Raw genomic sequence first — 12,726 nt, forward strand, 5'->3', positions numbered from 1 at the left:
GCCGGATCAGACGACCCGCGTGGCCCCCGCGAACGGCATCTCGTCGATCGGTGCCATGCGGACCGGTGCCGACGGGTTCGGGGCGTGGATCATCTGGCCGTGGCCGACGTAGATCCCCACGTGGCTGATCCCGGAGTAGAAGAACACCAGGTCACCGGGGAGGAGTTCGGAGCGCGGGACGCGCCGGCCCGCGCTGATCTGGGAGTAGGTCGTCCGGGGCAGCGAGATGCCCGCCGAGCGGTACGCGGCCTGCACCAGGCCCGAGCAGTCGAAGGCGTTCGGGCCGGTCGCGCCCCAGACGTAGGGGCTGCCGAGCTTGCCGTACGCGTACGCCACCGCGGCCGCCGCCCGGGCGTCCGGCGCCTCGGCCGTCGCTGTCGCGGCCGGCACGGCGCCCGGCAGATCGCGCCCCACGGACCGCGACGCCCGCCCCGCGTCTCCGTCCGCCGAGGTCCCTGGCCGCTGCCCCTGCGTGAGCTGAGACAGCAGCTCTCGTGCTTCGCCCAGCTTCTCGGTGATCGTCCGCTTCTGCCGCCGTAGCTCCGCCTGCCGGGACGTCAGTGAGGCCAGTTCGACCCGTGCCGCACCGCGCAGCCGTTCGATCTCCCGCAGTTGGTCGCGTACCCGTGTCACGGCCGCCGCCTGGCGGCTGTCCACCCGCTCGGCGAACGCGGCGTTGTCGAGGTACCGCCCGGGATCCGAGGAGAGCAGCAGCCGCACCGCGGGGTCGAGGCCCCCGTCGCGGTACTGCGCCGCGGCCGAGGAACCCAGGGCGTCCCGGGCGGAGTTCAGCCGGTCCGTGCGGCGGGCGGCCTCGTCCCGCAGAGCGTTCAGCCGTTTCTGCGCTTCTTGCGCCTGCTCCTTGGCGCCGTCGTACTTCTGGGTGGCGGCCTCCGCCTCCTGGTACAGCTTGTCGACCTTGGCCTTGACCTGGGCCGGCGAGAGCGGAGGCTCGGCGTGCCCCGTGCCGTCGAAGCCGGTCGCGGTAGCCGCTCCCGCGAGGGCGATCGTGGCGGCGGTGCGGGCCGTGCCGCCCCCGAGCGAACGCTGTCTGGGCTTGCGGTGCGCTGCCACCTGGACGTCACGTCCTTTCCGTACGACCGCCGGGGCCGCGGGCGGTGTCACGCGTCCGGCGGCGGTCCGCACAGGGGGAACAGGCCGCCGCCGGACCTTCTCGGCGGTGGTGCCCGACGACCGCCCCTGGCCCGGGCGGCGATGGGGAGCCGGACACCTGGGGGAGGACGCTAAACCCGTCCGTGATGCGGCGGAGACCGGATGTACGGAAGTGGCGCGACCGGACTGACGGTGACCGTATGTGACCGTGTCCCCGATGCCGGGTCGCCGTCTTCACACTCTGCGATGACCAATGCGGCGGATCCGGCGCACCGGGCGGCTGCCGAGTGCTATAGGGCGCATATATGCGGCCGGTCCGGAGGGCCGAGCGAGCACCTTCACATCCGCCGGGGCGGTGTCAGCGGGCACAGGCGCGCTGATTAGGCTCCGGCCCCATGGACGTACTCATCCACCTCTTCGTCGGACTGCACATCGTCGGCATCGCCGCGCTCCTCGGCGGTTTCCTCACCCAGATGAAGGCGATGGGCCAGGGCACGGCACGCTTCGTGCCCGCCATGCTGCACGGCGCGCTGACCATGCTGGTCACAGGGGTGGCGCTGGTCGGCCTCAACCAGGCGGACCACCACTCGGTCAACACGATCAAGATCGGGATCAAGCTGGCCCTGCTGATCGTCATCCTCGGCCTGGTCTATGTGAAGCGGGACGAGGAGACCGTCGAGAAGCCCCTCTTCGGCCTCGTCGGCGCCGCGACCCTGGCGAACATCTTCATCGCCGTGCTCTGGACCTGACGCCGTCCACGGCGGACGCGACGGCTCCGGCGAGGACCAGGAGCCAGGCGGCCACCGCGATCCACAGCAACACCCGGCCGAGGCCGCGCAGCCACGGCACGCCGACGGAGGAGGCGACGGACAGCGCCGCCACCGCCGTCATCCCCATCGGGAACACGGTCGACCAGCGCCGGACGTCGTAGCGGAACCGGGGCCGCAGCACCTCGGCCACCGCCAGGACGACGTAGCAGGCCAGGGCGAGGACGAGGAGGGCGACGGTCACACCGCGCAGGACGCCGCTGTCGTCGTTGTTCCACAGGTAGAGCCCTTTGTGCGTGGCGCTCATGAGCTGCGAACCGGCCAGCGCCGAGAGGGCGAGTGCGCCGCTGGAGATCCAGTGGTCGCCCGGCCCGGTCACCACCTGCCGAGGGTCGAAGCAGCCCAGCCCGATCAGGTAGAACACCAGCCCGAGCCAGAAGAACACCAGCGCCGTGTGGGCGAGCCACGCCACCCCCACGGCCGCCGCGAGCACCGCCCCGAGCACCGCGATCCCCTCCGTGGCCACACACCCCAGGAACACCGCGCCGGGCATCCGGCGCTCCCAGTCCGGCACGGTCAACGGGACCAGGCAGGCCCAGAGCACCACGGCCAGCGCGAGCAGCGCCTCGGCGAGCGGCTGCCCGTTCAGAGCGGACACTCCCGAGCCCAGCACGGTGGTCGCCGGCACCATGGTGAGCGCGGCCGGCGAGCCGACCCGGGCCCGCCACTGCTCCCGGTCCCACAGCAGTTGCAGGGCGACGTCGGCGGCGAGCCCCAGCCAGGCGGCACCCGCCAGGACCAGGGCGAGGCGGGAGAGGATCTGCTGGCCGGTCAGATGCAGCCCGACCGACAGGATGCCGGTCGCCATGACGGCGGACCCGGTGGCGGGCGGACGCGGCGCCCACCAGGTGCGCAGCGCGGAGGTGCCTGACATGCGCCCGATGCTAGGGACGCGCACACGGGTTGCGTACGGGGGCACGCGCGCGACGACGGAAAACAACCCCACGCGCGCGTGCCCGGCCCCATGGGTCCGGCGGGCACAGCGTTCTCCTGGAGCGCAGGAACGGTTGATTCCGGCAGTGGAGACGGCTCGGGCGGTCGCTTTCGCGGGCGAGTTTCCAGGGCGGGGACCGGCTGTCGGTGGGGCGGCCTAGACTCGGAGAGCGATGAGCAGCCTCTTTGACGACAGCTTCCTGGCGGACCTCAAGGCCACTCCGGCCCACGAGGAGGAGCCCCCGCCGCCCGAGGACCAGCACGCTCCGGAGCCGGTTCCGGACGATCTGTTCGGCGGGAAGTTCGACCTGCCACCGGGCAGGGACGTGTACTACCGCAACGGCGCGCACCGCCCCGCCGTCGACACGGCGGCGCTGCTGGAGGGGCTGAACGAGAACCAGCGAGCGGCCGTCGTGCACGCCGGTTCCCCCCTGCTCATCGTGGCCGGCGCCGGCTCCGGCAAGACGCGCGTGCTCACCCACCGCATCGCGTACCTGCTGGCCGAGCGGGGCGTCCACCCCGGGCAGATCCTCGCCATCACCTTCACCAACAAGGCCGCGGGCGAGATGAAGGAGCGCGTCGAGCAGCTCGTCGGTCCGCGCGCGAACGCGATGTGGGTGATGACCTTCCACAGCGCCTGCGTCCGCATCCTGCGCCGGGAGAGCAAGAAGCTCGGCTTCACGTCCTCCTTCTCCATCTACGACGCCGCCGACAGCAAGCGCCTGATGGCCCTCGTCTGCCGCGACCTGGATCTCGACCCCAAGCGCTTCCCGCCCAAGTCCTTCAGCGCCAAGATCTCCAACCTGAAGAACGAACTGATCGACGAAGAGGACTTCGCCGCCCAGGCGTCCGACGGCTTCGAGAAGACCCTCGCCCAGGCGTACGCGCTCTACCAGTCCCGCCTGCGCGAGGCGAACGCGCTCGACTTCGACGACCTGATCATGACGACGGTCAACCTGCTGCGCGCCTTCCCGGACGTCGCCGAGCACTACCGCCGCCGCTTCCGCCACGTTCTCGTCGACGAGTACCAGGACACCAACCACGCCCAGTACGCCCTGGTGCGCGAACTCGTCGGCACCCGCGCGCACGACGAGGACGTCCCGCCGAACGAGCACGACGTCCCGCCCGCCGAACTGTGCGTCGTCGGCGACGCCGACCAGTCGATCTACGCCTTCCGCGGCGCGACCATCCGCAACATCCTCCAGTTCGAGGAGGACTACCCGGACGCCACGACGATCCTGCTGGAGCAGAACTACCGTTCCACGCAGACGATCCTCTCCGCCGCCAACGCGGTCATCGAGCGCAACGAGTCCCGCCGCCCGAAGAACCTGTGGACCAACGCGGGCGCCGGCGCCCGGATCACCGGCTACGTCGCCGACACCGAGCACGACGAGGCGCAGTTCGTCGCCGACGAGATAGACCGCCTCACGGACGCGGGCGAGGCCAAGGCCGGGGACGTCGCCGTCTTCTACCGCACCAACGCCCAGTCCCGTGTCTTCGAAGAGGTCTTCATCCGCGTCGGCCTGCCCTACAAGGTCGTCGGCGGCGTCCGCTTCTACGAGCGCAAGGAGGTCCGGGACGTCCTCGCCTACCTGCGGGTGCTGGCGAACCCGGAGGACTCCGTGCCGCTGCGGCGCATCCTGAACGTGCCCAAGCGGGGCATCGGCGAGCGCGCCGAGGCGATGATCGACGCCCTCGCTCAGCGCGAGAAGATCAGCTTCTCGCAGGCCCTGCGCCGCGTGGACGAGGCATACGGCATGGCGGCCCGCTCCACCAACGCGGTCAAGCGGTTCAACGCGCTGATGGAGGAGCTGCGCACGATCGTGGAGTCGGGCGCCGGACCGGCCACGGTCCTCGAGGCCGTTCTCGAACGCACCGGCTACCTCGCCGAGTTGCAGTCCTCGACCGACCCCCAGGACGAGACCCGGATCGAGAACCTTCAGGAACTCGCCGCCGTGGCCCTGGAGTTCGAACAGGAGCGCGGCGAGGAAGCGGAGGCCGCAGGGGCTGCCGCTCCGGGCGGCACCCTGGCCGACTTCCTGGAGCAGGTCGCACTCGTCGCCGACTCCGACCAGATCCCCGACGAGGAAGAGGGCGGCGGCGTCATCACGCTGATGACCCTGCACACCGCGAAGGGCCTCGAGTTCCCGGTGGTCTTCCTGACCGGCATGGAGGACGGCGTCTTCCCGCACATGCGCGCGCTCGGGCAGACGAAGGAACTGGAGGAGGAGCGGCGCCTGGCGTACGTCGGCATCACGCGTGCGCGCGAGCGGCTCTACCTGACGCGGTCGGCCATGCGGAGCGCCTGGGGCCAGCCGTCGTACAACCCGCCCTCGCGGTTCCTGGAGGAGATCCCGGAGCAGCACGTGGAGTGGAAGCGGAAGGGCGGTTCCTCCGCGGCGCCGTCGTCCGGGCCGCTCTCGGGGGTGGCGGCCTCGCTGTCGTCGTCCCGTTCGCGCTCGTCGGCGGCGGGCGCGTCCGGGTTCGCCACGCGCCGGGGTGGTGCGACGGAGCGGCCGGTGGTCTCGCTGGCGGTGGGCGACCGTGTCACCCATGACCAGTTCGGCCTGGGGACGGTCGTCGCCGTGAAGGGCACGGGGTCGAACGCGGAGGCGACGATCGACTTCGGGGATGAGAAGCCGAAGCGGCTGCTGTTGCGGTACGCGCCGGTGGAGAAGCTGTAGCCCTGCTTCCGGGCCCTCGCTGAACGGCGGGGGCTCGCCGCTGAGTCGGTCGGTCGGGAGAGCCGGGTTGGTCGGGGAGCCGGTCGGTAACCGGTTGGTCGGGGAGCCGGTCGATGACCGGTCGTTCGGGGAGCCGGTCGGTCGGGTCGAGCCCGAGTCGGTCAGGTCGGGTCGAGCCCGTGGCTCCGCAGCCATGGCAGCGGGTCTATCGCGGCGCCTCCGCTGGGCCGCACCTCGAAGTGGAGGTGCGGTCCGGTGGAGTTGCCCGAGTTGCCGGAGTACGCGATCGGCTGACCGGCCTTCACGGTCGTACCGGAGGGGACCCGGTAGCTGGACAGGTGGCAGTACCAGGTCTGCGTACCGTCCTTGGCGGTCAGGATCAGCATGTTGCCGTACGCGCTGTTCCACTTGGTCTGCACGGTGCCGTCGGTCGCTGCCATCACCGTCGTCCCGTACGCCACCGGGAAGTCGATGCCGGTGTGCACGGACATCCAGTTGACGCCCGCCTGGCCGAAGTAGGCGCTGAGGCCCCTCTGCAGGACCGGCAGCGCGAACTTGGGGCGCAGCCGCTCCTTGAGCGCCGCCTCGGCCGCCGCCTTCTTCTTCTCTGCCACTTGCTGGGCCTTGAGGTCGATACGTTCCTGGGTGCGACTCGCCCGGTCCGCGAAGTCGTTCGCGCCGGCGGAGAGGTTCGCGAGCTGGGAGTCCAGCTTCTTGTTGGCGGCGGACGGCTTCACCGGTGTGTCGGCGGCGCTCGCCGTGGTGTCCTTGCCGTCGTCCCCACCCACGCCGACGGTCGCCGCGGCGATTCCGGCAACCCCCATCACACACACCGACGGCACCGCGACCGTCAGCAGCGCGGACCGCCTCGCCGGGGTGCGACGCCGGGAACGGCTCGCGGCGCGGGATGCGGCACGTGAGGGCGGAAGGGGTGCGCGCTCTTCCTGGTCGTCGAGCAGCGAGACGTCGTCGGCCGCTCCTGACGGGGCGTCGTCGTCGGTGTGCCGCTCGGACGGAAGCTGATCGAAGGTGGCGGTGGCCGCCTGGTGTTCGAAGGGCTCGGCATCGGCGAAAGGCTCGGCGTCGGCGAAAGAGCTGGGGGCGGCGTGCTCGAAGCCGCCGGTGGCCGCTTGTTCCGACTCGTGTTCCGGGCTTCCCGCCGAGTTCCACTGCGTGGCGTCGTACGTGCCCGTGTCGAAGGTCTGCGTGCCCCAATCCCACTGCTGGGTGAGGCCCGCCGACTGCTCCGCCTCGAGCCAGGCCCGCGCGTCCCACTGGCCGGTGGCGTCGGGGGCCGGAGCCTGCGCGGGGATGGCGGCCAGCTGCTGGTATCCCGTCGCCCACGCCGCCGTGTCATGGGCGCCGGTGTCGAACGCGGCGTGGTGCTGGGCGGCGTACGGGTCGTAGTGCAGCGTCTGGTGCGTGCCGGTGCCGAAGGTCTCGTGGCTGCCGGTGTCGTGGCCACCGGTGGACCACTGGCCGGTGTCGTACGAACCGGTCCCGCCGTCACCCGGAAGGTCGCCGAAGAGGGGATCGGTCGCGAAGGTCGCGGTGGAGTCGGCGTAGGTCGTGAACTCACCGTACTGGCCACCCTGCGGGCCGTACGGCGCGTACTGCGCCGAGGCGGCATCGGGGGCCGGAGCCGGGGGAGTTGCGGTCCCCGACGGGTGACGGTCGTGCACCGACTTCTCTTTCGCCTCGACAACAGGGGCTGCCAGAGCAGTGCGGCGACTGTACCCGGCGGTACGCGGGCGCGACAATCTTCCGCAGGTTTCCGGTGGGCAGGAAACGGGCATTCGGCCGTGTTTCGGCGGTCACCGCACAAGGCCTTGGTGCTGCGTTCGATGAATGTTCGAGAGCGTGCGGGTGTCAGGGAGGCGTCAGCGGCTGTGCCGGTGCTGTGTCGGGTGCCGGGTCGCGGGGTCGGGCACGGACGCCGGGCGCTGTGTCAGGCGTGGCGCGCGGTGGGAGTCACGCCACCGTGAGGCCGCCGGTGTGGGCCGCGGCCGCCGTCGGCTCCTCGAGGTCCAGAGCCTGTCGTATCCCGGCCGCGACCGCGGGGTGCACCGGCAGGGCCAGATGGCCGATGCCGCTCACCCGAATGTTCTGCGCCACCAGGTCCGGATGGTCGACGCACGCCGCCTCGAGTGGATCCATCAGCGGGTCCAGATCGCTCCAGAAGCTCACGAAGTGCGTACGGCAGCCGGGCGCCGGCTCACGCAGCTCCTCGATCAGCTCGGAGCCCGGACGCATCTGGCGGACGATGGGGTGCGCGTTCGCGAGCGGGGCGACGCGGGTGCCGGAGTGGGGTGTACCGAGTGTGACGAGCCTGCGGACGCGGAGGTCGCCGCCGAGCCGCTGCACGTAGTACCGGGCGATCAGACCGCCCAGGCTGTGGCCGACGACGTCCACCTGCCGCTGCCCGGTGCGCTCGCAGATCTCCTCCACATGCCGGCCGAGCAGCTCGGCCGCGATGCGGATGTCACACGTCAGCGGAGAGTAATTGAGTGACTCGATGTGCTGACGGCCGTGCTGTGCGAGGTTGCGCCGCAGGAGGACGAAGACCGAGCGGTTGTCGATGAACCCGTGCAGCAGGATCACCGGAGGCTTGGCCTCGGTGGGGAGTGTGGTGGTGTCCGGAGGGGGCGGGAGCGGGGCGCAGCGACGCTCCTGGATGATCCCCGACGGGTAGAGGAGCAGATGCCCGGCGAGAATCGCCAGCTCCAGGGCGGTCGCCTTCAGCAGCGCGATGGAGAGTCCGGCCAGTCTGCTGGGGAACAGGCGCTGGCACAGCGGAACCAGAGGCTCTACTACCCCGGTGACCTTCATTGGCCGACCTCCCGTCGGCACGCGCGAGGACGTCTCCGTGCCCCCGTGTGCCCTCATGGAAAGCCGTGGCGGTGGCCTGTGGGGCAGGTGCCGCGGGTACGGCCGTGCCGCGGGTGCGGCACGTACGGCGCCGGTGACGCGACGGGCGCCGTTTTCGTCGTGGTGACATGAACCCGCCCGTCCTCGTGGCGCGGTGTCCCGTCCTCCTCGTACGGGTGGTGCTTCCCGCTTTCGTGCCCTTGCATTCCTTTCGCCGGCGTACCCCACCACCACCGGCGCCCCGCTGGCGGGGCGGTGGTGCGGCCGCCTTGGTGCGGCTCTCCTTGCGCACGATCCCCTCGGTCCACGGCGCTCGAACCGCTGCTGCGGCCCGTGTGCCGCGGGGAGGGGGGACCCTGCGCGGCGAACGTGTCCCATTGTGTGATTTCCCCCTCGGTCACCACCGTGAAACTGCCGGTTGCGGGATGCTGGCGATAACGTTCGTTCACTTCCCGGGTCGGTACGGCGCGGGGCGCCGGTGCCGGCGGGGCTGATCCGCCGGTTCGAGGCGTGCCGACCGTGCGGTCCGTGTGTCCGCCGGTGCGGTGATGTGGCGGCAGGCGGTCGATCGGTACAGGGTGTGTGTAGTCGCTTCATGGAGGCAGTGATGGGTGTGGCAGCCGGTCCGATCCGCGTGGTGGTGGCCAAGCCGGGGCTCGACGGCCACGATCGCGGGGCCAAGGTGATCGCGCGGGCGCTGCGCGATGCGGGAATGGAGGTCATCTACACCGGTCTCCACCAGACGCCCGAGCAGATCGTCGACACGGCGATCCAGGAGGACGCCGACGCGATCGGGCTGTCGATCCTGTCCGGTGCGCACAACACGCTGTTCGCCGCGGTGATCGACCTGCTCAAGGAGCGCGACGCGGAGGACATCCTGGTCTTCGGCGGCGGCATCATCCCCGAGGCCGACATCCCCCTGCTGAAGGAGAAGGGCGTCGCGGAGATCTTCACGCCCGGGGCGACGACCGCGTCGATCGTGGACTGGGTACGGGCGAACGTACGGCAGCCGGCCGGGGCGTAACGCTCCGTAGGCGGCGGCGTCGCGCCTTTCGCAGGTGTCACCTGGCGGAGGCCGGGCACAGCCCGCCGGCCGCGGCGGGCTGATCGGCGTCCGGAGCGGAGGGACCGAGGGGCCGGCGTGGACCCACGGCTCACGCACCCCGCAGTTCCTCCGCCATCGCCGCCCGCAGCCGCAGCGTCGTCGTCAGGCGCTGGAACGCCTCCGCCCAGTAGCCGCCAGCACCCGGCGACGCGTCCTCCGGCTCGTCCGGTATCGCCGTCAGCGCGTCCAGGCGGCTCGCCTCCGCCGGGTCCAGGCACCGCTCCGCCAGCCCCATCACCCCGCTGAAGCTCCACGGGTAACTTCCGGCGTCCCGCGCGATGTTGAGGGCGTCGACGACGGCCCGGCCCAAGGGAGCGGCCCAGGGCACCGCGCATACCCCGAGGAGCTGGAACGCCTCGGACAGGCCATGCGTCGCGATGAACCCGGCGACCCAGTCGGCCCGGTCCCCGGGGGCCAGCGTCGACAGCAGCTTCGCCCGCTCCGCCAGCGACACCGCCCCAGGGCCCGCGGCCTCCGGTGCGGACGGCGGGCCCAGCAGGGCCCGCGACCATGCGGCGTCCCGCTGCCGTACCGCCGCCCGGCACCAGGCCGCGTGCAGTTCGCTCCGCCAGTCGTCGGCCACCGGCAGCGCGACGATCTCCTCCGGCGTACGCCCCCCGAGCCGCGCCGGCCATGTGCCGAGCGGCGCCGCCTCGACCAACTGACCGAGCCACCACGACCGTTCGCCTCGTCCCGCCGGTGGTTTCGGCACCACCCCGTCGCGCTCCATGCCCGGATCGCACTCGTGCGGCGCCTCGACCACGATCACCGACTCCCCCTGGGTGGGGTCGACCGCGACGCAGGCCGCCGCCCGCGCCGCCATCCGCCCGGCCAGCGCGGAATCCGGCAGGGCGGACAGCAACTCCGCCGCCGTCGCCCGCACATTGCGGCTGCGGTCGGAGAGCGCCTGCTCCAGGAAGGGCTCGTCCGCCGGCTGAAGTCCCGTGCGCAGCGAGTCGAGGAACATCAGGCGGTCCTCGGCCCGCTCCGTCGCCCAAGTGCCGGCCAGCAGGTCCCGGGCGAGAGCGGGGTGCCGTGCGCGCAGCGCGGTGAGCAGGGCCACCCGCTCGGCGAACAGGCCCTCCTGCCACAGTCGTCGGACGCGGTCCGGCTCCTGAGGCGGCGGCAGATCGGAACCCCCGCCGGGCACGGAGCGCAGCGCGAAGCGCCACTCCGGGTTCATCCGGGCCAGCCACAGGGCGCGCGGGCCGGCGAACGTCAGTGCCGCCGGTCGCAGATCCGTGCGGGCGCGGGCCGCGTCCAGCAGCGCCGGCAGCGCCTGCGGGGGTGGCGCGTAGCCGCGTTCGTTGGCCAGCGCCAGCCACTGCGGCAGCAGCTCCATGAGGTCGGGTGCCGTCCCCCGGCGGCCGCCGCCGCCCGTGCCGGGGCGGTCGGACAGCAGCAGGGCCAGTCTGCGGGCCGCCGCGGGCGGCAGCGGTGGGCGCAGGTCCGCCGCCGCGGGCTCCGGGCGCGGTCCGGCCGGTGCGGGGCGCAGCCCGGCCCTGCGGCGGACGGTCTCCACGGCGGCCAGGTCCAGCAGCGCGGCCGGGGCCTGCGGGCCGGGCGGCAGCCAGGGCGGGGTGCGCCGGTCGGTGCCCAGCAGGGCCACGGTGACAAGCTCCTCCCAGGGCACGGCGGGGGACGTGCCCTGGGGAGCGGGAGTCGCATTCATGTCGGCCCCTTCCGGATCCGTACTTGGTCGCTCGGGCGTCGTCAGCACAGCGGGACCGCCTCTCCGGCACCCTCCGGCCAGGCGGTGAGCGGAGTGAAGCCGCGGTGGCCGCACTCGCCGAAGACCGTGACCGGAGCGCCGCCCGACAGCGCGACCAGCCGCCACAGGCCCGGTCTGTTGCCCGCCGACGGCGTCAGGGGCAGCGCCGTGCCGCCGTCCGCGTCCGCCAGTTGCCAGGAGCCGTCGAGCGGGGTCGGTATGACCCGGCCCAGCGTCACGGGGTACGAGTCCAGCCACGGGTCGGCCCGGAGGGCTTCCCCGTACCGCGCCGCCGCGTTCGCAGTGGTCACCCCCGGCGGTCTCGTCACTGCGGGAGACGCGGGCGTGAACTGCTCACCCAGCGCCGCCCGCAACTGCCCCGCGCCCGGATAGGGCGACACGTCGGCCTCGAAGGCCAGCCCCACCGGCAGGGCCGGCTCCGGCGCGCGCCCTGCCGCTCCATAGGAAAGGAGGAGCACCGTGCGGTCGGACTTCTCCCCGTACAGCCAGATCCGGCGTGTGGTCAGCCGGCCGTCCGAGGTGTCGTACTGCGCCAGCACCAGCCAGCGGTCATGCACGGGCGAGCCGTCGGGCGAACCCGCCAGGCCGACGCGTGAACGGACCGTCGCCGCCAGCCCCTCCGGCAGCCGCTCACGCCTCAGCCAGCCCTGGTCCAGCAGGTGCAGCAGCGCGCACTCCTCCAGCAACCGCACCGGCCAGCCCGGACCCGACGCCGGGAGGGCCCCCAACTCCCGCACCCGCCCGGCGAGTCCCGGAGCCTGCGCGTCCACCATGCGGGCCGCCGTCTCCTCCCACAGCCCGTACCCCGCCTGCTCGGCCGCGGCCAGGCCGCCGCGCAGCAGGTCGGCCAGGCGCTGCTCCAGCTCCGTCGCCCCCGCCGTGATCCGCTCGGCCCGCCGCTCCGCCCTGCGCCGGGCCGCCTCCGGATCGGCGGTCGCGGCCGACGGGGAACCACCGGCCGCCCGCTTCTCCTGCGCACGCTGACGGCGCCCCTTGATCCACTGCTCCGCCCAGTCCGGCTCCTGTCCCCGCGGCACCGCGCCGTCCCCGCCCGCCCAGAGCAGCAGCAGCCCCAGCGCGTGCTTGCACGGGAACTTCCGGCTCGGACAACTGCACTTGTACGCAGGCCCGGCCGCGTCCGCGATGTCGACGACCGTCTGATACGGCTTGCTGCCACTGCCCTTGCACAGCCCCCACACCGTCCCCTCGTCGGAACTGCCCGTCTCCGACCACGGCCCGGCCGTGCCGAGTTTGCTTCCCGCTTTGCGTGACGCCGCATCAGGTGCCAGTGCCAGCACCTGCTCCGCGGTCCAGCGCTCCCCCTGCCAAGTCATGTCGTCGACGGTAGGTCCCGGCACTGACAATCGGCCCTCGCGACGGCGTCTGCGCAGGTCACCACGCATTGTCAGTGGTGTGGTGCACGGTTGGTGGCAGATCCGAACCGGCCGAGCTGGAGGGGGATAC

Annotated in this window: 9 protein-coding genes; 3 read left to right on the forward strand and 6 right to left on the reverse strand. The window is 72.4% G+C overall.

Annotated features, from left to right (window positions below; translation table 11 throughout):
- Window positions 1-6 precede the first annotated feature (6 nt).
- Entirely contained in the window at window positions 7-1,074 is a 1,068-nt protein-coding gene (locus tag ACIRC0_RS09270; RefSeq protein ID WP_403613387.1) for an NlpC/P60 family protein, read from the reverse strand.
- A 434-nt stretch (window positions 1,075-1,508) separates the two neighbouring features.
- Between ACIRC0_RS09270 and ACIRC0_RS09275 the strand changes: the two genes are divergently transcribed.
- Window positions 1,509-1,862 (forward strand): hypothetical protein, encoded by a 354-nt coding sequence (locus ACIRC0_RS09275; protein ID WP_403613389.1) that lies wholly within the window; start codon window positions 1,509-1,511, stop codon window positions 1,860-1,862.
- Here the strand turns inward: ACIRC0_RS09275 and ACIRC0_RS09280 are convergent.
- On the reverse strand, window positions 1,840-2,814 hold the full coding sequence (locus ACIRC0_RS09280) for a tellurite resistance/C4-dicarboxylate transporter family protein (protein ID WP_403613391.1): 975 nt from the start codon (window positions 2,812-2,814) through the stop codon (window positions 1,840-1,842). The genes ACIRC0_RS09275 and ACIRC0_RS09280 overlap by 23 nt on opposite strands.
- Window positions 2,815-3,046: 232 nt before the next feature.
- On the opposite strand from ACIRC0_RS09280, the gene pcrA reads away from it, so the two are divergent.
- Window positions 3,047-5,557 (forward strand): DNA helicase PcrA, encoded by a 2,511-nt coding sequence (gene pcrA / locus ACIRC0_RS09285; protein ID WP_403613394.1) that lies wholly within the window; start codon window positions 3,047-3,049, stop codon window positions 5,555-5,557.
- Window positions 5,558-5,718: 161 nt separating this feature from the next.
- Here pcrA and ACIRC0_RS09290 read toward each other — a convergent pair whose 3' ends face one another.
- Window positions 5,719-7,239 (reverse strand): M23 family metallopeptidase, encoded by a 1,521-nt coding sequence (locus tag ACIRC0_RS09290; RefSeq protein WP_403613397.1) that lies wholly within the window; start codon window positions 7,237-7,239, stop codon window positions 5,719-5,721.
- Between the two features lie 289 nt (window positions 7,240-7,528).
- Entirely contained in the window at window positions 7,529-8,386 is an 858-nt protein-coding gene (locus ACIRC0_RS09295) for an alpha/beta fold hydrolase (protein WP_103837472.1), read from the reverse strand.
- 646 nt (window positions 8,387-9,032) lie between these two features.
- Here ACIRC0_RS09295 and ACIRC0_RS09300 point away from each other — a divergent pair.
- A complete protein-coding gene (locus ACIRC0_RS09300; RefSeq protein ID WP_030233524.1) occupies window positions 9,033-9,449 on the forward strand; it encodes a cobalamin B12-binding domain-containing protein in 417 nt (138 codons plus the stop codon).
- A 130-nt stretch (window positions 9,450-9,579) separates the two neighbouring features.
- On the opposite strand, the gene ACIRC0_RS09305 is transcribed toward ACIRC0_RS09300, so the two are convergent.
- Complete coding sequence (locus ACIRC0_RS09305) at window positions 9,580-11,202, reverse strand: DUF5691 domain-containing protein (RefSeq protein WP_403613400.1); 1,623 nt, start codon at window positions 11,200-11,202, stop codon at window positions 9,580-9,582.
- A gap of 41 nt (window positions 11,203-11,243) precedes the next feature.
- On the reverse strand, window positions 11,244-12,596 hold the full coding sequence (locus ACIRC0_RS09310) for an SWIM zinc finger family protein (protein WP_403613403.1): 1,353 nt from the start codon (window positions 12,594-12,596) through the stop codon (window positions 11,244-11,246).
- Between the last annotated feature and the right edge of the window lie 130 nt (window positions 12,597-12,726).

The organism is Streptomyces sp. NPDC093984, from assembly GCF_044764595.1.
In the GTDB taxonomy this organism is placed as follows: Bacteria; Actinomycetota; Actinomycetes; order Streptomycetales; family Streptomycetaceae; genus Streptomyces; species Streptomyces cynarae.

What these genes read in the sequence shown, in the direction of transcription:
- ACIRC0_RS09295 (WP_103837472.1), bottom strand. Translation starts at nt 8,386, where the DNA reads ATGAAGGTCACCGGGGTAGTAGAGCCTCTGGTTCCGCTGTGCCAGCGC.
- ACIRC0_RS09280 (WP_403613391.1), bottom strand. Translation starts at nt 2,814, where the DNA reads ATGTCAGGCACCTCCGCGCTGCGCACCTGGTGGGCGCCGCGTCCGCCC.
- pcrA (WP_403613394.1), top strand. Translation starts at nt 3,047, where the DNA reads ATGAGCAGCCTCTTTGACGACAGCTTCCTGGCGGACCTCAAGGCCACT.
- ACIRC0_RS09275 (WP_403613389.1), top strand. Translation starts at nt 1,509, where the DNA reads ATGGACGTACTCATCCACCTCTTCGTCGGACTGCACATCGTCGGCATC.
- ACIRC0_RS09310 (WP_403613403.1), bottom strand. Translation starts at nt 12,596, where the DNA reads ATGACTTGGCAGGGGGAGCGCTGGACCGCGGAGCAGGTGCTGGCACTG.
- ACIRC0_RS09300 (WP_030233524.1), top strand. Translation starts at nt 9,033, where the DNA reads ATGGGTGTGGCAGCCGGTCCGATCCGCGTGGTGGTGGCCAAGCCGGGG.
- ACIRC0_RS09305 (WP_403613400.1), bottom strand. Translation starts at nt 11,202, where the DNA reads ATGAATGCGACTCCCGCTCCCCAGGGCACGTCCCCCGCCGTGCCCTGG.